Below are 20,590 nucleotides of genomic sequence, written 5' to 3' on the forward strand. Positions count from 1 at the left end.
GGCCGGGAACCAGCTCAGCCGGCCGGAACCAGCTCAGTCGGCCGGGAACCAGCGCGCCGGGCCCCGTACCCGCAGCCCCACCTTGTCGCCGGTGGCGGGCGCGGCCGTCCCGGTGTGCCGCAGGCTGATCACGCTGGAGCGCGGCTCGTCCAGCCGGATCGTCACCATCGTGTCGTGGCCGTAGTAGTCGACGTCCTCCACGACGCCGAAGACGGCCAGGTCATCGCCGTCGGAGGAGGAGTCGGTGAGCTCGATCTGCTCCGGACGCAGCATCACGGTGCCGGTGCCGGTGCCGTCCCCGGTCGCCGGCGGCTGGATCGGCACGCTGCCCAGCGCGCACTCGGCGACCGAGCCGGCCAGCGCGCCCGCGAGAGTGACCGCGTCACCGACGAAGGCGGCCGTGGCCAGGTCCAGCGGCGCCTCGTAGATCTGGCGCGGCGGGCCGATCTGGGTCAACCGGCCGGCGCTCATCACGCCCACCTGGTCGGCGAACGACAGCGCCTCGGACTGGTCGTGGGTGACCAGCAGCGTGGTCACGCCCTGCTCGGCCAGCGCCTCGGCCACCGCGGCCCGGGTGCTGGCGCGCAGCCCGGCGTCCAGCGCGCTGAACGGCTCGTCCAGCAGCACCAGGGCCGGCCGCGGCGCCACCGCCCGGGCCAGGGACACCCGCTGCTGCTGGCCGCCGGAGAGCTGGTCGGGCCTGCGGTCGGCGTAGTCCGGGTCAAGGCTCACCAGCTCGAGCAGCTCGGTGATCCGGGCCCGGGACCGGCGCTCGGTGCGGGGCAGGCCGAAGGCGATGTTCTGGGCCACCGTCAGGTGCGGGAACAGCGCCCCGTCCTGCGCGACGTAGCCGAGCCCGCGCCGGTGCGGCGGCACCCAGACGCCGTCGCCGCAGACCTGCCGGTCCCCGATGAACACCGAGCCGGGGTCGGGGCGTTCGAAACCGGCGATCACCCGCAACAGCGTCGTCTTGCCGCATCCGGACGGCCCGACGATCGCGGTGGTGCCGCCGTCGGCGATGTCGAGGTCGATGCCCCTGAGCACCGGCACCGGGCCGTAGGCGCTGTGCACCCGGCGGACCGTCAGCGCGCTCACCGGCCGGCCATCCGGTGCGACTGCACCAGCAGGAACCACGACACCGGGACGGACAGCACGATCATCAGCATCGCGTACGGCGCCGCCCCGGCATAGTCGATCTCCGAACTGAGCGACCAGAACTCGGTGGCCAGCGTCCGGGTGCCGGTCGGCGCCAGCAGCAGCGTCGCGGTCAGCTCGGTGACCACCGCCATGAACACCAGGGCGGCGCCGGCCGCCAGAGCCGGCGCGAGCAGCGGCAGGGTGACCCGGCCGAACACCCGCGACGGCGGGCTGCCCAGCGCCTTGGCCGCCTCCTCGAGTTCGGGCGGCGCCTGCTCGATGCCGGCCCGCAGGCTGACCATCGCCCGGGGCAGGAACAGCAGGGCGTAGGCCACCACGATCAGCAGGGTGCTCTGGTAGATCGGCCGGGCATAGCGGATCGCCACGGTCACGAAGGCCAGCGCCACCACGATGCCGGGCATCGCGCTGGCGAGGTAGGTGCAGCGCTCCATCAGGGTCGAGCCCCAGCCGCGGTGGCGCACCGCCAGCCAGGCCACCGGCAGCGCGACCGCCGTCGTCAGCACCGCGGCGTACAGCCCCAGGGTGAGCGTGCTGAGCAGGGCCAGCGGCAGCTCCGGCGCCGTCCAGAGCGCGCCGCCGCCGAGCATCAGCCAGCGTCCGACGCTCACGAACGGCACCCCGATCGCCGCGCCGCAGACCGCCGCTGCCGCCAGCAGGGCCAGCGGCCTGGTCCGGCCCAGCCGGACCCGCGGGGCCGGCCGGGACGCGCCGGAGCCGAGCCGGGCATAGCGCCCCCGGCCGCGCAGCAGCACATCGAGGGTGAGCAGCAGCAGGCACAGGCTGACCAGCACGGTGGCCAGCATGGTGGCCGCGGCGCCGTTGAAGGTGGACTCGTACTGCTCCATGATCGCGGTGGTGAAGGTGGAGTAGCGGATCATCTGCAGCGCGCCGTACTCGGCCAGCAGGTGCAGTCCCACCAGCAGCGCGCCACCGAGGATGGCGGTGCGCAGTTGCGGCAGCACCACCCGGGACAGCACCCGGACCGGTGAGTGCCCGAGCGAGCGGGCCGACTCCTCCAGCGCCGGGTCCAGCCGCCGCAGTACCGCCGCCACCGGCAGGTACACGAACGGGAAGTAGGCGAGCGTGGTGATCAGGGTCGCGCCGCGCAGCCCCTCGATGGTGGGGAACAGCGACACCCAGCCGTAGCTGGTGACGAAGGCCGGTACCGCCAGCGGCATCGCGAACAGCACGGCCCACAACCGGCGCAGCGGCAGGTCGGTCCGCTCGACCAGCCAGGCGGCCGCCACCCCGATCAGCACGCTGCCGGTGACGGTGGTGGCCACCAGCGCCGTGGTGTGCCGCAGCAGCTCGCCGACCCGGGGGCGCACGATCAGGGCGTAGGCCTGGTCCCAGCCGGTGGCCACGGTCTGCACCAGGACGTAGCCCAGCGGGATCAGCGACAGCGCCGAGACCACCAAGGCCGCGATCAGCACCCCGACCGGCGCCCGGCGGCTCAGACCAGGCCGGCCCACCCTGCCCCGGACGCCACCGCGGACCGGCAGGCCGGGGCGCTGCCGGTCCGCGGTGATCGCGGCGTCGGGTGGGGACAGGGCGGTGGGCACGGGGCGATGCTAGAGAAGCCCGGCCTTGGTCATCATCTCGACGACCTCGGGTCCGTTGAGCTTGGCCTCGTCGATGTCGGGCTCGTCCAGTTCGGTCAGCGGCTTGAGCGCGGCGTTGGCCGCGACGCCGCTGCCGACCGGGTACTCGAACGAGGTGCCGTTCTGCAGCACCTGCTGGCCGGTCTTGCCGGTGACGAACTTCAGGAACTGCTGCGCGGCCTCGGCGTTGTCGCTGGACTTCAGCACGCCACCGCCGGACAGGCTCACGAAGGCGCCCGGGTCCTGGTTGCCGAAGAAGTGCAGCTTGGTGTTCTTGCTGTTCTCCTTGGTCTTGGACTGGTCGCCGGCGAAGTAGTAGTGGTAGATGATGCCGCCGTCGATCTGGCCGGCGTTGACCGCCTTCATCACCGCGATGTTGCCCTTGTACTGCTTGAAGTTGGTCTTCATGGCGTCCAGCCAGGACTGGGTGGCCTCGGCGCCCTCGAGCTCGAGCATCGCGCTGACGATGGCCTGGAAGTCAGCGCCGGACGGCGAGGCGCCCCACTTGCCCTTCCACTTCGGATCGGCCAGATCCATCATCGACTTCGGCAGCTGCGCCTCGGTCAGCTTGCTGTTGTGGACGAACACCGTCGAGCGGGCGGCGATGCCGACCCACTTGCCGGTGGACGGCTGGTACTGGCTCGGCACCTGGGCCAGCGTGGCGTCGTCGATGTCGGCGAACAGGCCGGCGTTCTCGACGACCGTCATGGCCGGGGAGTTCTCGGTGAGGAAGACGTCGGCCGGGGAGTCCTCGCCCTCCTGCTTGATCTGGTTTGCCATCTCGAAGTCGTCGCCCTGGCGCATCTCGACCTTGATGCCGGACTCCTTGGTGAAGGCGTCGATCCACTCCTTGGTGAGCGACTCGTGCTGGGCGTTGTAGACGGTCAGCGTGTCGCTGCCGCCGGCGTCGTTGTCCGAACCGCAGCCGGTCAGCGCGAGTGCCGTGGCAACCACCGAGGCGGCCAGGGCGACCCGCTTCGTACGAGACTTCATGAACAACCCTCCAGGTTAGGTAAGGGTAACCTTACATACCCGGAGGAACGCTGGTCCATGGGGGTTGGCCGCTTCGTGGGTCATGTCGATCGACCTGATCGCCACCCGTGCAACAAATCCTGCCGTCATGCGTCCATAGCTGACATAGCGCACTAGCGTTGCCGGCGACGAGGTGGATCTGATGGACGCGACCGCATGACGGGCTCGATCACCGGCCGGCCGGCCGTTGACCGGCCGGTGTCTGATCTGATGGCCGACGGCCACTTCGACGCGCTCTACCGGGCCCAGTGGTGGCCGATGATCCGGCTGGCCCAGGGGCTCGTCGATGACGTCAGCTCCGCTGAGGACGTGGTGCAGGACGCCTTCGCCGGCCTGTACCGCAGCACGACAGCGCTCGCCGAACCCGGTGCGGCGGTGCGCTACCTGCGGGTCAGCGTGGTCAACGGGGCCCGCTCGGCGCTGCGCCGACGCCGCACGGTCCGGACCTGGCTGGGCCAGGCGCGTGCGGATGAGCACGCGCCGGCCGCCGACGAGCGGTCGCTGCGCTCGGCTGAGCAGGAGGCGGCCCGCCGGGCGCTGGTGGTCCTGCCCGCCAGGCAGCGCGAGGTGTTGACCCTGCGCTTCCTGGCCGACCTCAGCGACTCCGAGATCGCCGACGCGACCGGCATGTCAGCCGGGCACGTGCGCTCTGCCGCCAGCCGCGGCCTGGCCACCTTGCGCGCCACCCTTGGAGGGCAGTTGTGAACGACCTCGACACCACCATCAAGGACCTGATCAACTCCGCCGTCGATCGCGAACTCGAGGCCCCCCGCGCGGTGCCGCCGCTGGACCGGTCCCGGTTGGCTGAGCGGCCTTCGGCCCATCCGGTGGCCCGGTGGAGCGTCCCGGTGCTGGCCGCCGTGGTGGCGGCGCTGCTGGCGGTGGGGACGCTTGTGACAATCGGTTTCGAACGCGACAAGCCTTCCAGCCCGCCCGGGAACTCGCCCAGCCCGGCGCCGTCAGCGTCGGCGTCGGTGTCGAAATCCATCAGTCCGGACCGGGAAGCGGCAGCTCGCGCGTACTCCCAGGCGTTGGCCGGCGCCCGGGAGGCGAGCGAGGTCGCCGGCGTCTCGGTGGGGCCGGTGTCGGCCCAGGAAGCCGTCCAGTACAAGGACTCCGGCTTGTGGTCCATGCCCGTTCCTGTTCCCAAGCCGCCAGCATTGGGCAAGCTCTACCCGATCACCGTCAGGTACGTGGTAGGGCCCGTCAGCAAGCCGGCATCCGTCGCGCCGGACCGGCTGGCTTCGGTCGTGTCGAGCGACCTGCACGACGGCGCCTCCGGAAGCTGCCCCCAGCCCTTCGTGGCCCGGCCGGGGCACACCTACCTGATCCATTGCCGAGTGGATCTCCAGGCCGGCACCGTCGGCAAGGCGACGTTCGTCGATCGAGAACTCACCGGAACGACGAGTGCCACGTTCAACCTCAACGGCCCGCCGGTCGGGAAACCACCCAGCAAGGTGGTGTTGCCGCCGTGGCCGTCGGTGTCACCGGCATTGTCGAACTGCGTCGGCCCGGAGCCGGATCCGGAGAACTTTCCCACCTACGCCGAGGCAGCGGCCGGCGCCCGGGAGGCGAGCGAGACAGCTGGGGTGTGGGTCGGTCCGGTGTCAGAACAGGACGCCGCCCTACACCGGGACGGGGTCAATGCCGGCCCGACGATCGACGATTCCGCCGGTTCAGGTGGTTTCCCTGACAAGCCGGTGCCGGGCAAGAGGTACCGGTTCACCGTGAAGTACGTCGCGCATTCCGCCGCTCCGGATACCGTCCTGTGGCTGTCCTTCCAACGCGTCGCCTCCGGGAGCTGCCCGAAGCCGTTCCTGATCCAACCGAACCACACGTACCTGCTCCGCTGCGAGGTGACCTTTCTGGCCGCCGGGGGCAGCAGCATGTGGGCTGCGATGCGATCTCCCGCCGGAGGATCGGAGGCGCAACAGCTGACCCGGCCTTACTAGTCGACTCGTCCCTGCGAGCCGCGCTGGCCGTGAGGTGGTTCGGCGCAGCGGGACGCTAGTTGCCGCGGACGTCGGCGGCGCGCAGGGCCAATTCCATGAAGGCGTCGCCCCGGCGCTGATCGCTGGTGCGGTGCTCGAAACGGCCGTGGGCCATGGCTTCGGCGTCCATCAGGATCAGCTCGGCCTCGACCCGCATCAGGGCCCGGATCAGTGGGCAGTTCACCGGCAGATCCATGTTCAGCCGGCCTAGCTGCACTGGCCGCGAGGTAGTCCGCCGCGCGGGAATCGGGGCGTTCGACAGCATCGCGGTGCGTGCAACAAAACTGGTGGTGATGCGTCCATAGCTCACTAACGTTGCGAAGCGAAGAGGTGGCCCTGATGGACTTCTCGGGCTCGAGCGCGTGATGGGCTCGATCACGGGCCGGTCGCGCGCGGACCGGCGGGCGCCTGCGCCGGTGGGCGGGTTTGACTTCGACGAGCTTTACCGCACCCAGTGGTGGCCGATGATCCGGCTGGCCCAGGGGCTCGTCGATGACGTCAGCTCGGCCGAGGACGTGGTGCAGGACGCCTTCGCCGGCCTGTACCGCAGCACGGCGACGCTCGCCGAACCCGGTGCGGCGGTGCGCTACCTGCGGGTCAGCGTGGTCAACGGGGCCCGCTCGGCGCTGCGCCGGCGTCGGACGGTGCGGACCTGGCTGGGGCAGCGTCGCGAGGACGAGCACGCCCCGCCGGCTGACGAACCGTCGCTGCGCTCAGCCGATCAGCAGGCGGCCCGCCGGGCGCTGGCGGTCCTGCCCGCCAGGCAGCGCGAGGTGTTGACCCTGCGCTTCCTGGCCGACCTCAGCGACTCTGAGATCGCCGACGCGACCGGCATGTCGCCCGGGCACGTCCGCTCGGCGGCCAGCCGCGGCCTGGCCACCTTGCGCGCCACCCTCGGAGGGCACTCGTGAACGACACCGACACCACCATCCTGGACGCCCGCATCAAGGACCTGGTCAACTCCGCCGTCGACGTCGAGCTCACCGGCCACCGCTCGGCGCCGCCGCTGGACCTGTCACGGCTGGCCGAGCGGCCTTCGCCCCATCCGGTGGCTGCCTGGAGCGTCCCGCTGCTGGCCGCCACCGTGGCCGCGCTGCTGGCAATCGGCACCATGCTGATCATCAGCTCCGACCGCGACCGGCGATCAGACCCAGACTCCACCAGCCCGACGCCCTCGATCTCGAAGTCCATCGACCCGGGCCCGAATGACTCGGTGACCTGGTGCCCCCATCCAGGCCCGAGGTACGCGACTCCAACCACCCTCGCTGACGTGCCCGACGCCCCGGAGGCGACCGAGGTGCCTGGGGTCTCGGTCGGGCCGGTGTCAGCCGAGGACGCCGCCTCCACGTACGCGGGCCAGTCGGTCAAGTTCACCGGCTCCGCGGGCCCGTTCGTCCGTGACTTCCGCGACCTGAAGCCGGTGCCGGGCAAGAGTTATTCGTTCACCCTGAAATACGTCGTGCCGGAGGCGGAGCGTTCGGTGTCCGCCCTACTGATAGTGCTGCGGGACGTCGCCGCGGGAAGCTGCCCCAGGCCCTTCCTGGTCCGACCGGGTCACACCTACCTGATCCGCTGCGAAATGACCTTCCTGCCTGAGTCAGCCGGTCAGCTGGTAATCACTACGATTGGCTCCAGCGGATGGGGTGAGATGGTGTTGCCGCTCAGCGGCGAAGTGGGGGACTTGGCTGGCATCCCGGAGGCAAGCAAGGTGGCTGGGGTCTCGGTCGGACCGGTGTCAGAGCAGGACGACGCCGACCTCGACAGTCATCTCGGCCAGCCGTATGTCAGGGATTTCAACGGTGTGAAGGACTACTCAGGCAAGCCGACACCGGGCAAGAGTTATCCGTTCACCGTGAAGTACGTCGTGTCTCGCTTCCAGTATCCGGTCTCCGTCGTGTCGATGACATTTCAGGACGTAGCCTCCGGAAGCTGTCCCGAGCCCTTCCTGGCCCGAGCGGATCACACGTACCTGATCCGCTGCCGGATCACCTTCCGCGCCGGCGCAGCCGGCAAGCTCACACTGGTCTCTCGAACTCCGGCGTTCACCCGCGATTTTGGGCACCTGGTGAAGCTTCCGTGACCCCCACGTCCCGACTGCGAGTACAGCCGGCCGATGCGACTGCTAGTTGCCGGGGATGTCGGCGGCGCGCAGGGCCAGTGCCATGAAGGCGTCGGCCCGGCGCTGATCGCTGGTGCGGTGCTCGAAACGGCCGTGGGCCATGGCTTCGGCGTCCATCAGGATCAGCTCGGCCTCGACCCGCATCAGGGCCCGGATCAGCGGGCAGTTCACCGGCAGATCCATGTTCAGCCGGACCACTCCGTCGGCCGCTGGTGACAGCTTGGCCTCCAGGAGCGCCGCGATCAGTTCCTCGCGCCGTTCTCCCGCCACGAGGTCCGCACCATAGTTGTTCATGCCGGCGAGCCTAGGCCGCTGGGACGGTAAAAAGCACCGAATTGACCAACGCAAGAGCTGACCGAGAGGGTTGTTCACGGCCCCGGCGCCTGCCACCCTGACGTGGCGCCAGGAATCGTCAGTGCAGGCAGAATTCGTTGCCCTCCGGGTCCTGCATCACGATTCCGACATGCTCCAGGCCGTCCTGGTCGAGCACGCTCAGCTGCCGGGCGCCGGCCTTGACCAGCCGGTCCGCCTCGGCCCGGACCCGGCGCCGCCGCTCGTCGAGCGGGGCGCGGCGGCCGCCCCCGACGTCGAGGTCCAGGTGCAGCCGGTTCTTGGCCAGCTTGGCCTCGGGCACGATCTGGAACCAGAGCCGCGGCCCCCGGCCGGCCGGGTCGATGACCGAGTCGCAGTAGTCGCCGTCGGGGCCGTCCTCGAGCTCGTCCTCGGGCACCCCGATGCCGCGCAGGTAGCCGTACCAGCTGTCGTAGCCGGCCGGCGGCGGCTCGGGCACGTAGTGCAGCGCCTCGCACCAGAACCGCGCCAGCCGGGCCGGCTCCGCGCAATCGATGGTGACCTGGAACTCGGTGGCCATGGACGTCCTCGATTCAGGGCTGGGTTCGGTCCGGCCGGCGGAACTCGATTCAGGTGGTGCTGCTCAGTCCGATGGCGATGCGTCCGGCGGCATGTCGTAGGTGAGGTATCCGGTCCGGCCGGCCAGCCGGTCATAGGTGGAGCGGGCGGTCAGGTTGGTCTCGGAGGTTATCCAGCGGATCACGTCCCATCCGTGCCGGCTCGCCAGCGCACGCAGCTCGGCCAGCAGCGCGTCCACCGCCCCGGTTCCGCGTGCCGCCGGCTCGACGTAGAGATCGTCGAGGTAGCAGCCGACCGAGCCGTGCAGGGGCCGCGCGAACGGCCGGTAGTGCGCCAGCCCGGCAGGCGGCAGATCGAGCCCCGGTCGCACCACGAGGGCCTGCACCCCGTGGGCTCCGTCCTGCAGCCACGCCCACACCCGGTCCAGCTTCTGCCGCGGCATCGCCACCTCGTAGAAGTCGCCGTAGCCGCGGTAGAGCTGTTCCCAGACCGGCCGGTCGGCCGGCCGCAGCGGGGTGACCAGCCAGCCGGCCGGCGGGCCGGCGGGGCGTGCGGCATTCACGGGCTAGTACGCGTGCAGATGGCCGCAGCTGGGCAGGCCGAACTCGTCGAGATAGGCCTTCAGGACGCCGCTGTGGTTCGACGCCGTCGCCAGGTCGTCGGCGTCGGCCTGCACCGCCGCCGCGTCCCGGGCCCGGGCGTGGGCGATCATCCGCTCGACGATCGGCTTGGCCTCCGCGTAGTCGGCTCGCTCGAGGGCGAGCCAGTTCTTCTCCAGCTCGGCCCGCAGCGCGAACGGCTTCATCACCCGCTGCGCCTGGGAGATCAGGACCGGCGTCAGCCGCAGCGTTCCACTCAGATTGAGGACGAGGGTGTCGAAGTCGGTGAGGCTGGCGGGGGTCGGCAGTGCCTGGCGTTGGGCGTCGATGGCCGAGCACACCGCGTTCATCTTGATCAAGAAGTTCGGCATGGAGATCACATCTGTCGGCGATCCGGCCGAGGTCGAGGCGAAGGCCGGCGCGCTCGGGCCGATCACGCCGCTGCTGGACGGCGAAGCGGAAGCGGACGGCGAGGCCGAACCGGACGGTGATCCGGCCGGCGCGGCCGACTGCCCGGCCGAATCGCCGCAACCGATCAGGACCGAGCCGGCCAGTCCGAGCAGGGCCAGCTGAGCCAGCAGGGCACGCCGACGTGCCGGGCCGGTCCTTCTCATGTCGCACTCTTCTCTGGGTCGCACCGAACAATCATGCACTGTGGCCGGCCACGGGCTCGCCACAGCGAGATCTCAACCGGATGACACCCTAAGCTGGCAACCATCATGACCGCCGCCGGTTTCACCCTCTTCGACACCGCGATCGGCTGTTGCGCGCTCGGCTGGAGCGAGGCCGGGATCGTGGACGTGAACCTGCCGGAGGCGAGCCCCGAGCGGACACGCCACCGGATCGCCGGCCGGCTGCCCGGCGCCCGTGAGCAGCAGCCGCCGGCGCCGGTGCGCCAGACGATCGAGCGGGTCACGGCGCTGTTCGACGGCTCGGGCGATGACCTGGCCGACGTGGAGCTCGACCTGTCCGGCGTCGGGGACTTCCACCGCGACGTCTACCGGGTGACCCGCGGCATCCGGCCCGGCACGACGCTGTCCTACGGCGCGATCGCCACCGAGCTGCGGCTGCCGGGCGCGGCCCGCGCGGTCGGCCGGGCACTGGGGCACAACCCCTGCCCGATCATCGTGCCGTGCCACCGGGTGCTGGCCGCCGACGGTTCGATGCACGGCTTCTCGGCCAACGGCGGGGTGGCCACCAAGCGCCGGATGCTGCAGCTGGAAGGCGCGCTGCCGGCCGACGAGCCGACCCTGTTCTGAGTGCGGGCTCTGCGCGGTTCCGCGCGGTCCCTCAGCTGCCGCCGGGGTCCGGCGTGGTCAGCCGCGGCGGCCGCAGCCTCGCCTCGTCGCCCGCCGCGCCCGCAGCGGGTTCGGCGCTCGCCGCCGACCAGGCCAGCAGGCCTGGCACGTCGACGCGGTGCGGCGGCCGGTCCCGATAGCCGGCGAGATTGGCCGCGCCCCGGGCGATCAACCTCAGCGCGCCGGCCTGGTTGCCGCGGGCGGCGTGGGTCAGCCCCACCGCCAGCTGAGCCAGGCCGCGCCACAGCTCGCGCTCGGCGGTCGGAGCGGCCTTCCAGGCGTCCTCGAGCACCTCATGCGCCTCGAAGGGCCGGCCGGCGTCCAGTAGCAGCTGAGCCTGGGCCAGCGCCTGCTCCGGGGACCGCGCTAGGTTCTCGACCTGGCGGGTGACCCCTTCGGCGCCGTAGCGCAGTGGCCTGCCCAGCGCGTCGCGGGGGCGGGCGTTGAGGGGCCGGCCACGCTCGTCACGGTCCCGGTCGGCGGGGCGGTCATCCTGCTCGCTCACCGTGGAATCCTGTCACGGATCTGGGCCTGCCGGTCGGCTTGAAGGGTTGAGCGAGCCTTCCGCGAGCCAGTGATTTCCAACCTCATATATGAGATATCGTCGCTGGCATGGTTGATGAAGTCGGTGCCGCGAAGGACTACGCCCGTCAGGTGGGGACGCTGATCCGCGATTCCCGGAAGAACCGCGGCTGGACGCAGGCCCAACTGGCCGAGACCCTGGGGACGTCGCAGAGCGCGATCAACCGGATCGAGCAGGGCAACCAGAACCTCAGCCTGGAGCTGCTGACCCGGATCAGCCAGGCCCTGGACTCCGAGATCGTCTCGATCGGCCGCGCCCGGCCGCCGCACCTGAGGGTCGAGGGCGGCCGGCAGCTGTCCGGCAGCATCGACGTCAAGACCAGCAAGAACGCCGGCGTCGGGCTGCTCTGCGCCTCGCTGCTCAACGAGGGGCGCACGGTGCTGCGCAAGGTGGCCCGGATCGAGGAGGTGCACCGGATCCTCGAGGTGCTCAACAGCATCGGGGTCCGCACCCGCTGGCTCAACGCCGACAACGACCTCGAGATCGTGCCGCCGGCCCGGCTCAACCTGGCCGGCATGAACCTCGAGGCCGCCCGCCGCACCCGCAGCATCATCATGTTCCTGGCGCCGCTGATGCACTTCGAGAAGTCCTTCGAGCTGCCCTACGCCGGTGGCTGCGCGCTGGGCACCAGGACCGTCGAGCCGCACATGACCGCGCTGCGGCCCTTCGGCGTGCAGGTCGAGGCCGCCGCGGGCGCCTACCGGGTCGAGGTCGACCCGTCCGTGGTGCCGGCCCGGCCGATCGTGCTGACCGAGCGCGGTGACACCGTCACCGAGAACGCCCTGATGGCGGCCGCCCGCCGGGTCGGCGTCACCGTGATCCGCAATGCCAGCCCGAACTACATGGTGCAGGACCTGTGCTTCTTTCTCACCGAACTGGGCGTGCGGGTCGAGGGAATCGGCACCACCACCCTCACGGTGCACGGTGTCCCCGAGATCCGCCGCGATGTCGACTACTCGCCGTCGGAGGACCCGATCGAGGCGATGAGCCTGGTGACGGCCGCGATCGTGACGGGGTCCGAGATCACCATCAACCGGGTGCCGATCGAGTTCATGGAGATCGAGCTGTCACTGCTGGAGGAGATGGGGCTGCGCTACGTCAGCAGCCCCGAGTACCCGGCCGCCAACGGGCGGACCCGGCTGATCGACCTGACCGTGCTGCCCTCCACGCTGCACGCGCCGCTGGACAAGATCCACCCGATGCCGTTTCCGGGCCTGAACATCGACAACCTGCCGTTCTTCGCGCTGATCGCCGCCACCGCCCAGGGCTCGACCCTGATCCACGACTGGGTCTATGACAACCGCGCGCTGTACCTCACCGAGCTGACCAAGCTCGGCGCGAAGGTGACCCTGATGGACCCGCACCGGATCTATGTCGAGGGGCCCACCCACTGGTCGGGCACCGAGGTGATCTGCCCGCCGGCGCTGCGGCCGGCCGTCGTGGTGCTGCTGGCGATGCTGGCGGCCAAGGGCACCTCGTTGCTGCGCAACGTCTACGTCATCGACCGGGGCTACGAGCAGTTGGCAGAGCGGTTGAACCTGCTCGGGGCCAGCATCCAGCCGTTCCGCGACGTCTGACCCGCCACCCGACGCTGCTGGCGCGGCCGGCCCGAGGACCGCGTTTCGCATCCACCGGCATCGGTGACAGGATCGCAGCGTGCTGCTGCCGATGTCACCGACGGACTCGGTGTTCCTCTCCGTCGAGTCCCCGCAGACACCGATGCACGTCGGCGGCCTGGAGCTGTTCGAGCCGGCCGCTGACTCCGGCAGCGCCAGCGAGATCTTCGAGCAGCTGAGCTCCGGCGACGACGTGGCGCCGCTGTTCAAGAAACGGGCCCGCCGCTCGCTTGCCAGCGCGGGCCAGTGGGCCTGGGAAGAGGACCGGCAGTTCGACCTGCGCCACCACGTCCGGCACAACTCGCTGCCGCAGCCCGGCCGGGTGCTGGAGCTGCTGGCGCTGTGCTCGCGGCTGCACGGCACCCTGCTGGACCGGCAACGCCCGCTGTGGGAGCTGCACTTCATCGAGGGCCTGGCCGACGGCCGGTTCGCGCTCTACCTCAAGGTGCACCACGCGCTGCTGGACGGGTTGTCGGCCCAGCGGTTGCTGCAGCGGATCCTGACCAAGGACCCGGCCACCCGCGACCTGCCGCCGCCCTGGGCCAACCGCCCGGCTCCCGTGCGCCCGGCCGCGCCGGCGAGGCCGGACGGACCGGCCCAGCCGGACGGACCCGCTCAGCAGGACGGACCCGCGAGGCAGGACGAGCCCGCGAGGCAGGACGAGCCCGCGAGGCAGGACGGGCCCGCGAGGCAGGACGAGCCCGCGAGGCAGGACGGGCCCGCCCAGCCGAGTCCGGAAGAAGTGGTGGCCAACCTGCTGCGCGCCACCCGGGCCGTCGCCGCCGACGTGGCGGGCATCCCGGCGGCGCTGGCGCGCACCGTCAACCGCGGCCTGCAGGCCCAGGGCGCGCCGATCTCGTTCGCGGCCCCCCGGTCGATGCTCAACGTGCCGATCTCGGGTTCGCGCCGGTTCGCCGCCCAGTCCTGGCCGCTGGAACGGATCCACCGGATCCGCCGGGGCGCCGGCTGCACCGTCAACGACGTGGTGCTCGCCACCTGCTCGGGCGCGCTACGCACCTACCTGAGCAGCTTCGACGCCCTCCCCGAGTCGCCGCTGATCGCGATGGTGCCGGTGGCGCTGCGGGTCCGGGACCGGCACCGGGAATCGGGCAACGCCCTCGGCGCGGTGATGTGCGACCTCGGGACTCACCTCGCCGAGCCGGCTGACCGGTTGGACACGGTGCGGCGCTCGATGAAGGAGGGCAAGCAGGCGCTGTCGGAGCTGACCCCGCTGCAGATCGTGGCGATGACCGGCCTGGGCATGAGCCCGCTGATGCTGCAGTCGATTCCCGGCTACGCCGAGCTGCTCCGGCCGCCGTTCAACCTGATCATCTCCAACGTGCCGGGCCCGCGTGCCCCGCTCTACCTCAACGGCGCCCGGCTGGCCGGCATCTACCCGCTGTCCATCCCCTATCACGGGCAGGCGTTGAACATCACCTGCACCAGCTACGCCGACGAGCTGTCCTTCGGCCTGACCGGCTGCCGGCGCACCGTCCCGCACCTGCAGCGGATGCTCGGCTACCTCGAGGACGAGCTGACCGCGCTGGAGCAGGCGGTCGGCTGAGTCCGGTCCGCCCCGCTCAACCGCTCGCCGCTCAGGCGTCGGCCGCTCAACCGTCGGCCGCTCAGTCGCCGTGATCGCCGGCAGGGCCGTCGGTGGGCAGCCGGGACCAGAGCTGGATGTCGGAACGGATGCCCTGCTTGAAGTGGGCGGACCGGAGCACGCCCTCGAAGGTGTAACCGGCCCGGGCGGCCACCAGCTGCGAGGCCACGTGGTTCACGTCCATGAGCACGGTGGCCCGCAGCACCTGACGCTCGGTGAAGGCCCAGTCCGTCAGCTGGCGCAGCATCTCGGTGGCCACGCCCCGGCCCCGGGCCGCCCGGGTGACCATGCAGCCCAGCTCCATCTCGCGGGCTTCGGCGTCGATGTGCGGGGCTATGGCGATCCCGAGGAACGTCCCGTCGGGAGCCACCGCCGCGAACACCTCCATGGTGCCGTTCTGCCGGCCGATGAGGCAGCGGTCGAACCACTCGGTGGCGTAGCCGGGTGGCGGGGGATCAGGCAGCCGGGTGAACCTCAACACGTCCGGATCGTCGAGGAACTGCTCGAAGTCGGCGAGGTGGTCTTCGGTCATCAGTTCCAGCCGCAGCAGCTCGCTCATGTCCGCGATTGTGTCCCATCCGGGGCCTGCTTCCGATCCGGCCTGCCGGATTTCTGGCTCAGAGCAGCCGGTCGCCCGTGGCATCATCAGCTGTGCCCGCGGCGGAACCGACCATTGCCGAGCGGCTCGAGAGGGTCGTGGCCGAGCTGCTCGGCGTTGCGGTCACCGCCGTGCGTCCGCTGCAGCCCGAGGCCTCGACCGGGCGCGCGTTCGCGATAACGCTGGACGACGGTCGGGCAGTCGTGGCCAAGCTCTCCCAGCCCGGCCACTCCGTCGCCCCGATGGCGCGCAACCTCGAGGTGCTGGGTGGGCTGGGGGTGCCGGCGCCGCGGGTGCTGGGCGCCGGATCGTGGGACGGCGACCCGCCGCGCGAGGTGTTGGTCATGTCGAGGTTGCCCGGACGGGACCTGCGCCAGGTGCTGCCGGTGATGACCAGGGACCAGCTCAGCGTGCTGGCCCGGGAGGTGATCGGCATCCAGGGCGTGGTGGCCGGCCTGCCGGTGCACGGCGACTGCGGCTATGTCGCGATCGGTGAGCCGGGCCGGCGCAGCTGGCTGGACATGGTCCGCCATCCCAACAGCCACCGCTACGCCGACCCGCTGCCACCCGACACCGTTCCGCTCGCGCCGCGGTTGTGGCAGCTGATCGACGCGGCAGCCGAACGCCTGGCCCGGGTGCGGCCGGTGTGCTTTCTCGATGACCTGACGACGAAGAACGTGCTGATCGACGGTGGCCGGCTCTCGGGGGTAGTGGATTTCGACTGGATCTGCCAGGGCGATCCTCGCTTCCACCTCGGTCTCACGGCGGCCGCGGTGGTCACGGTCGAGCACGCGCGCTGGGGCGGGCACTACGTGAGCGAACTCGTCCGCGCCGCCGGCCTGGCCGCCGAGGACCAGCGGTTCATCGACCTCTACACCGCGCTGTTCCTCATCAACTTCCTCGGCGCGGAGAGTCCCCACCGTCCGGGCCCCTGGCGGGCCCGGGCGGCGCAGGTCGCGCACGCGGCGCTCGATCGCGCGACGGCCTTCTTCGGTTGAGCCGCGACGGCCTCTCTTCGGTTGAGTTCAGCCCCTCTTCGGCGGAGTCCTCCTTCGAGTGCTGAGTCCTTCTCCGGTCGAGATCGGGCCGGTCAGCCGTTGTCGGCGATGAACTCGCGCAGCAGCCCGGCGAACCGCTCGGGCTCGGCCAGGTGCGGAAAGTGCCCGGCCCGTTCGAAGATCTCGACCCGGCAGCCGGGGAAGCCGGTCTGCGCGGTGACCGCATGCCAGGACGGGATGATCCGGTCCTTGGCGCCCCAGACCAGCATCGTCGGCACCGCGCCGGTCATCGGCAGGTGATCCCAGGCCGTCACGGTCTGCCCGCCCGGGTCGATGACCGAGCGGACGGTCGCCAGGAAGGCGCGCCGGCTCTCCGCCCCGTTCAGGTCGCCCAGCCCCCGCCAGGCCTCGCTCACGTCAGCGCTTGCCCTGACGCCCAGCCGGCCCAGGCCGCCGGCGACCGTGGCGGTCCGCCGGCGCAGCCAGCCCGAGGCGATCACCGGCAGCACCAGCTCGGCGCCGGGCAGCGCGGCCGCTCGCAGCAGCAGGCTCAACTCGCGCCCGAGCCCGCCGCTGCTGACCAGCACCAGCCGCCGCACCCGCTCGGGGAACAGGTAGCCGAACTGCATGGCGATGCCGCCGCCGAGCGAATGCCCGACCAGCGTCACCTCCCCGATCTCCAACCGGTCCAGCAGGTCGCGCAGGGTCGCGGCGTGCGCGCCCAGGGAGTAGTCACCGACCGGCTTGGCCGAGGCGCCGTGGCCGAACAGGTCCGGTGCGATCAGCCGGCGCTCGGCTGCCAGGGTCAGCATCAGCTGCGTCCAGTGCTGGTGCGAGCCCAGCAGGCCGTGGACGAACAGCACCGCGGGCCCGGCGCCGACGTCGGCGTAGCTGAGCGGGTGGCCGTGCAGTCGGACCGTACGGGGCAACACCGCGGTCATCTTTCGGCTCCCATCCACGCTATGTTACCGATGCGTAACTTACGCTACCGTAGCTGGCTCGGTCGGCGGCGGCAATGGCTGTACTTGCTGTGACAATCAGGAGGAACCCAACGTGGAGGCGGCCGTGCCCGATCTTTCCCGGACGATCACCGACTACATCGCCAGCTGGAACGAGACCGACCCGCACCGGCGTGCCGAGCTGATCGCGGCGGTCTGGCGCGAGGACGGCCGCTATGTCGACTCGATGACCGAGGCGCTGGGCAGGCAGCAGATCGGGGCGATGATCGCCGGAGTCCAGCAGCAGGTCCCCGACAGCGCCTTCAGCCTGATCGGAGAGGTCCAACCGCACCACGACGTCGCCAGGTTCCGCTGGCAGCTCGGCCCGGCCGGCGGCCCGCCGCTGCTCACCGGTCTCGACGTCGCGATCTTCGACGCCGACGGCCGCCTGCGCCAGCTGATCGGATTCTGGGACCAGCAGCCGCAAGGCTGAATCCGGGCGGCTCTACTATCGGTCCATGGCCAGCATCGACGCCGCGTTCCTCGCCCTGCCAGCCGCCAGCCTCGCCGACGCGGCGCTGAGCCGAGCCCGCGAGCTCGGCGCCTCGCATGCCGACTTCCGGCTGGAACGCATTCGGGTCGCGTCGCTGACCCTGCGCGACGGCCGGCTCGACGCCAGCACCGACGACGAGGACCTCGGCCTGGCGGTCCGGGTCGTGCACGAGGGCGCCTGGGGTTTCGCCAGCGGCATCGACCGCACGCCCGAGGCCGCCGCCCGGCTGGCCGAGCAGGCGGTGGCCACCGCCAAGCTGAGCCGGGTGCTCAGCTCCGATCCGGTGGAGCTGGCCGCCGAGCCGGTTTACCCCGATGCCAGCTGGGTGTCCGCCTACGACATCAACCCCTTCGAGGTGGCTCAGGCCGATCGGCTCGCCAGGCTCTCCGAGCTGTCGGAGCGGCTGCGCAGCGCGGACGGGGTCGACCACGTCGACGTCAACCTGATCCAGGTGCTGGAGAACAAGTTCTACGCCGACACCGCCGGCACGCTCACCACCCAGCAACGGGTGCGGCTGCATCCGGAGTTCACCGCCGTGCAGGTCGACCGGGCCAACGGCGGGTTCTCCTCGATGCGCTCGCTGGCCCCGCCGGCCGGGCGCGGCTGGGAGTACCTGACCGGAACCGGGTGGGACTTCGACGCCGAGCTGGCCGAACTGCCCGAGCTGCTCGCCGAGCATGTCAAGGCGCCCGCGGTGCAGCCCGGCCGCTACGACCTGGTCATCGACCCGTCCAATCTGTGGCTCACCATTCACGAGTCGATCGGCCACGCCACCGAGCTGGACCGGGCGCTGGGCTACGAGGCGGCCTATGCCGGAACCTCGTTCGCCACCTTCGACAAGCTCGGCAGCTTTCAGTACGGCAGCCCGATCATGAACGTGACCGGTGATCGCACCGTGCGCCACGGCCTGTCCAGCGTCGGCTACGACGACGAGGGGGTGGCCACCGGCGACTTCGACATCATCACCGACGGCGTCCTGGTCGGGTACCAGCTGAACCGGCAGATGGCGGCGGCCAAGGGACTGGGCCGCTCCAACGGCTGCGCCTTCGCCGACTCCTCGGGTCACATTCCCCTGCAGCGGATGGCCAACGTGTCACTGCAACCGAGCCCGGAGGGTGGCTCCACCCAGGACCTGATCGGCGGCGTCGAGCGGGGCATCTACGTGGTGGGCGACAAGTCCTGGTCGATCGACATGCAGCGTTACAACTTCCAGTTCACCGGCCAGCGGTTCTTCAAGATCTCCAACGGCCGGCTGGCCGGCCAGCTGCGCGATGTCGCCTACCAGGCCAGCACCCCGGAGTTCTGGGGTTCGATGGCGGCCACCGGCGGGCCGCAGACCTACGTGCTGGGCGGCGCCTTCAACTGCGGCAAGGGCCAGCCCGGCCAGGTGGCCGCGGTGTCGCACGGCTGCCCGTCAGCGCTGTTCAGCAACGTCAACGTCCTCAACACCGTCAGCGAAGGTGGCCGATGATGACCAGCACCACCGAAGCCGGCGCGATGGCCATCCAGCAGCTGGTGGAACAGGCCCTGGCGCTGTCCACCATGACCGGTTGCCTGGTGATCGGTGAGGAGCTGACCGGCGCGAACCTGCGCTGGGCGGGCAACAGCCTCACCACCAACGGCCAGATGCATTCCCGCAAGCTCACCGTGATCTCCATCTTCGACGGCGAGCAGGGCACCACGGCCGGAGTGGTGTCGCGCGCCATCACCGGCGCCGACGAGCTGGCCGCGTTGGTGGCGGCCAGCGAGGCGGCTGCCCGGGCCGCCTCGCCGGCTGATGACGTCGCGCCGCTGATCGAGCCCTACTCCCACTCCGACGACTGGGACGCGCCGGCCGCGGTCACCGGCATCGAGGTGTTCAGCGATTTCGCACCGGCCCTGGGCCGGGCCTTCGCGGCCGCCGAACAGGCCGACCAGTTGCTCTACGGCTACGCCGAGCACCTGATGGCCTCGTACTTCCTGGCCTCCTCCACCGGCCTGCGCCGCCGGCACGACCAGCCCAGCGGACGGCTGGAGATGAACGCCAAGTCCCGGGACCTGACCCGGACGGCCTGGGCCGGCGCGCAGACCCGCGACTGGAGCGACATCGACGTCGAGGCGATGACCGCGGACCTGGCCAAGCGACTGGACTGGTCCGCGACCCGGATCGACCTGCCGGCCGGCCGGTACGAGACGTTGCTGCCGCCTTCGGCGATGGCCGACCTGATGGTCTACCTGTACTGGCACGCCACCGCCCGCGACGCCGAGGAGGGGCGCAGCGTCTTCGCGGCCAGCGACGGCAAGACCCGGATCGGACAGGTGCTGGCCCCGCTCGGCATCACCCTGTGCTCGGACCCGGCGGAGCCGGGCATGCAGGCGCCGGGGTTCCAGCTGACCACCGTGGGCGGTGAGGAGTCGGTCTTCGACAACGGGGCGCCGGCGGCGGCCATCCGCTGGATCGACGACGGCGTGCTGGCGAACCTGCAGCGCACCCGGAACTGGGCCGAGCGCACCGGCCAGCCCTACGTGCCTTTCGTGGACAACCTGATCATGACCGGCCCGGACGGCGACGGCGGGAAGTCGCTGGACGAGCTGATCGCCGGCACCCGGCGCGGCCTGCTGCTGACCTGCCTGTGGTACATCCGGACGGTCGATCCGCAGACCCTGCTGGTGACCGGCCTGACCCGCGACGGGGTGTACCTGATCGAAGACGGCACGGTGCGCGGCGTGGTCAACAACTTCCGGTTCAACGAGTCTCCGGTCGACCTGCTGAGCCGGATCACCGAAGTGGGACGGACCGAGCGGACGTTGCCCCGGGAGTGGAGCGATTACTTCACCCGGGTCGCCATGCCGGCCGTCCGGGTGCCGGACTTCTACCTCTCCACTGTGAGCCAGGCCTCATAGCCGCCGGTGTGAGCTGGGCCATGCAGGGTTGGACAGCCCTTGGCGTAATGCCTGCTTTATAGGTAATTCTGCGCCCGATAAGTTCGTCTCTGCGCCCTTGTGACCGGGGCCGCAGCCTTCGAACGGGCTTGTAAGCGCTGCCGCTCGTTA

At 70.8% G+C, this 20,590-nt stretch carries 23 protein-coding genes; 12 read left to right on the top strand and 11 right to left on the bottom strand.

Annotated features, from left to right (window positions below):
* Positions 1 to 33 precede the first annotated feature (33 nt).
* Genes VF557_13660 through VF557_13670 form a run of 3 tightly spaced genes read right to left on the bottom strand, consistent with a single transcriptional unit; the run spans position 34 to position 3,752 of the window.
* A complete protein-coding gene (locus VF557_13660) occupies positions 34 to 1,095 on the bottom strand; it encodes an ABC transporter ATP-binding protein (GenBank protein HEX8081251.1) in 1,062 nt (353 codons plus the stop codon).
* Complete coding sequence (locus VF557_13665; protein ID HEX8081252.1) at positions 1,092 to 2,720, bottom strand: iron ABC transporter permease; 1,629 nt, start codon at positions 2,718 to 2,720, stop codon at positions 1,092 to 1,094. Before VF557_13665 ends, VF557_13660 begins: the two co-directional genes overlap by 4 nt.
* Before the next feature lie 9 nt (positions 2,721 to 2,729).
* Positions 2,730 to 3,752, bottom strand: a complete 1,023-nt coding sequence (locus VF557_13670; GenBank protein ID HEX8081253.1) for an iron ABC transporter substrate-binding protein — start codon at positions 3,750 to 3,752, stop codon at positions 2,730 to 2,732.
* Between the two features lie 195 nt (positions 3,753 to 3,947).
* Here VF557_13670 and VF557_13675 point away from each other — a divergent pair, with 195 nt between their 5' ends.
* Positions 3,948 to 4,496 carry a sigma-70 family RNA polymerase sigma factor gene (locus tag VF557_13675; GenBank protein ID HEX8081254.1) on the top strand — a complete coding sequence of 183 codons (549 nt, stop codon included), beginning with the start codon at positions 3,948 to 3,950 and terminating at the stop codon, positions 4,494 to 4,496.
* Complete coding sequence (locus VF557_13680; protein HEX8081255.1) at positions 4,493 to 5,743, top strand: hypothetical protein; 1,251 nt, start codon at positions 4,493 to 4,495, stop codon at positions 5,741 to 5,743. The genes VF557_13675 and VF557_13680 overlap by 4 nt, the downstream gene beginning before the upstream one ends.
* A 55-nt stretch (positions 5,744 to 5,798) precedes the next feature.
* On the opposite strand, the gene VF557_13685 is transcribed toward VF557_13680, so the two are convergent.
* Positions 5,799 to 6,092, bottom strand: a complete 294-nt coding sequence (locus tag VF557_13685) for a hypothetical protein (protein ID HEX8081256.1) — start codon at positions 6,090 to 6,092, stop codon at positions 5,799 to 5,801.
* Positions 6,093 to 6,198: 106 nt separating this feature from the next.
* Between VF557_13685 and VF557_13690 the strand changes: the two genes are divergently transcribed.
* Both VF557_13690 and VF557_13695 read left to right on the top strand, forming a co-directional pair.
* Entirely contained in the window at positions 6,199 to 6,693 is a 495-nt protein-coding gene (locus VF557_13690) for a SigE family RNA polymerase sigma factor (protein ID HEX8081257.1), read from the top strand.
* On the top strand, positions 6,690 to 7,862 hold the full coding sequence (locus VF557_13695; protein ID HEX8081258.1) for a hypothetical protein: 1,173 nt from the start codon (positions 6,690 to 6,692) through the stop codon (positions 7,860 to 7,862). Before VF557_13690 ends, VF557_13695 begins: the two co-directional genes overlap by 4 nt.
* Before the next feature lie 42 nt (positions 7,863 to 7,904).
* Here VF557_13695 and VF557_13700 read toward each other — a convergent pair whose 3' ends face one another.
* From VF557_13700 to VF557_13715, 4 genes are all read right to left on the bottom strand, one after another.
* The gene (locus tag VF557_13700) at positions 7,905 to 8,195 is read right to left on the bottom strand and encodes a hypothetical protein (protein ID HEX8081259.1); all 291 of its coding nucleotides are present in this window, start codon (positions 8,193 to 8,195) and stop codon (positions 7,905 to 7,907) included.
* Positions 8,196 to 8,313: 118 nt separating this feature from the next.
* Positions 8,314 to 8,772, bottom strand: coding sequence for a VOC family protein (locus VF557_13705; GenBank protein HEX8081260.1), 459 nt, complete (start codon positions 8,770 to 8,772; stop codon positions 8,314 to 8,316).
* 63 nt (positions 8,773 to 8,835) lie between these two features.
* Positions 8,836 to 9,333: a GNAT family N-acetyltransferase gene (locus tag VF557_13710; GenBank protein HEX8081261.1), complete on the bottom strand. Its 498-nt coding sequence runs from the start codon at positions 9,331 to 9,333 to the stop codon at positions 8,836 to 8,838.
* Positions 9,334 to 9,336: 3 nt separating this feature from the next.
* Entirely contained in the window at positions 9,337 to 9,741 is a 405-nt protein-coding gene (locus VF557_13715) for a hypothetical protein (protein ID HEX8081262.1), read from the bottom strand.
* Here VF557_13715 and VF557_13720 point away from each other — a divergent pair.
* Both VF557_13720 and VF557_13725 read left to right on the top strand, forming a co-directional pair.
* On the top strand, positions 9,740 to 9,943 hold the full coding sequence (locus VF557_13720; protein HEX8081263.1) for a hypothetical protein: 204 nt from the start codon (positions 9,740 to 9,742) through the stop codon (positions 9,941 to 9,943). The two genes, VF557_13715 and VF557_13720, sit on opposite strands and share 2 nt — an antisense overlap.
* A gap of 146 nt (positions 9,944 to 10,089) precedes the next feature.
* Positions 10,090 to 10,629 (top strand): methylated-DNA--[protein]-cysteine S-methyltransferase, encoded by a 540-nt coding sequence (locus VF557_13725; protein ID HEX8081264.1) that lies wholly within the window; start codon positions 10,090 to 10,092, stop codon positions 10,627 to 10,629.
* A 31-nt stretch (positions 10,630 to 10,660) separates the two neighbouring features.
* Here VF557_13725 and VF557_13730 read toward each other — a convergent pair whose 3' ends face one another.
* Positions 10,661 to 11,173, bottom strand: coding sequence for a DUF309 domain-containing protein (locus tag VF557_13730; GenBank protein ID HEX8081265.1), 513 nt, complete (start codon positions 11,171 to 11,173; stop codon positions 10,661 to 10,663).
* Between the two features lie 107 nt (positions 11,174 to 11,280).
* On the opposite strand from VF557_13730, the gene VF557_13735 reads away from it, so the two are divergent.
* Both VF557_13735 and VF557_13740 read left to right on the top strand, forming a co-directional pair.
* Positions 11,281 to 12,828, top strand: a complete 1,548-nt coding sequence (locus tag VF557_13735; protein HEX8081266.1) for a UDP-N-acetylglucosamine 1-carboxyvinyltransferase — start codon at positions 11,281 to 11,283, stop codon at positions 12,826 to 12,828.
* 79 nt (positions 12,829 to 12,907) lie between these two features.
* Positions 12,908 to 14,431, top strand: coding sequence for a wax ester/triacylglycerol synthase family O-acyltransferase (locus VF557_13740; GenBank protein HEX8081267.1), 1,524 nt, complete (start codon positions 12,908 to 12,910; stop codon positions 14,429 to 14,431).
* A gap of 61 nt (positions 14,432 to 14,492) precedes the next feature.
* Here VF557_13740 and VF557_13745 read toward each other — a convergent pair whose 3' ends face one another.
* A complete protein-coding gene (locus VF557_13745) occupies positions 14,493 to 15,029 on the bottom strand; it encodes a GNAT family N-acetyltransferase (GenBank protein HEX8081268.1) in 537 nt (178 codons plus the stop codon).
* 92 nt (positions 15,030 to 15,121) lie between these two features.
* Between VF557_13745 and VF557_13750 the strand changes: the two genes are divergently transcribed.
* Positions 15,122 to 16,066: an aminoglycoside phosphotransferase family protein gene (locus tag VF557_13750; GenBank protein ID HEX8081269.1), complete on the top strand. Its 945-nt coding sequence runs from the start codon at positions 15,122 to 15,124 to the stop codon at positions 16,064 to 16,066.
* Positions 16,067 to 16,158: 92 nt separating this feature from the next.
* On the opposite strand, the gene VF557_13755 is transcribed toward VF557_13750, so the two are convergent.
* Positions 16,159 to 17,007 (bottom strand): alpha/beta fold hydrolase, encoded by an 849-nt coding sequence (locus VF557_13755; GenBank protein HEX8081270.1) that lies wholly within the window; start codon positions 17,005 to 17,007, stop codon positions 16,159 to 16,161.
* 124 nt (positions 17,008 to 17,131) lie between these two features.
* On the opposite strand from VF557_13755, the gene VF557_13760 reads away from it, so the two are divergent.
* Genes VF557_13760 through VF557_13770 form a run of 3 tightly spaced genes read left to right on the top strand, consistent with a single transcriptional unit; the run spans position 17,132 to position 20,440 of the window.
* Positions 17,132 to 17,497: a nuclear transport factor 2 family protein gene (locus tag VF557_13760; GenBank protein HEX8081271.1), complete on the top strand. Its 366-nt coding sequence runs from the start codon at positions 17,132 to 17,134 to the stop codon at positions 17,495 to 17,497.
* Between the two features lie 25 nt (positions 17,498 to 17,522).
* Positions 17,523 to 19,028, top strand: coding sequence for a TldD/PmbA family protein (locus VF557_13765; GenBank protein HEX8081272.1), 1,506 nt, complete (start codon positions 17,523 to 17,525; stop codon positions 19,026 to 19,028).
* Positions 19,028 to 20,440 carry a metallopeptidase TldD-related protein gene (locus VF557_13770; protein HEX8081273.1) on the top strand — a complete coding sequence of 471 codons (1,413 nt, stop codon included), beginning with the start codon at positions 19,028 to 19,030 and terminating at the stop codon, positions 20,438 to 20,440. Before VF557_13765 ends, VF557_13770 begins: the two co-directional genes overlap by 1 nt.
* Positions 20,441 to 20,590: the final 150 nt, after the last annotated feature.

Source organism: Jatrophihabitans sp., assembly GCA_036389035.1.
Taxonomy (GTDB): Bacteria; Actinomycetota; Actinomycetes; order Mycobacteriales; family Jatrophihabitantaceae; genus Jatrophihabitans_A.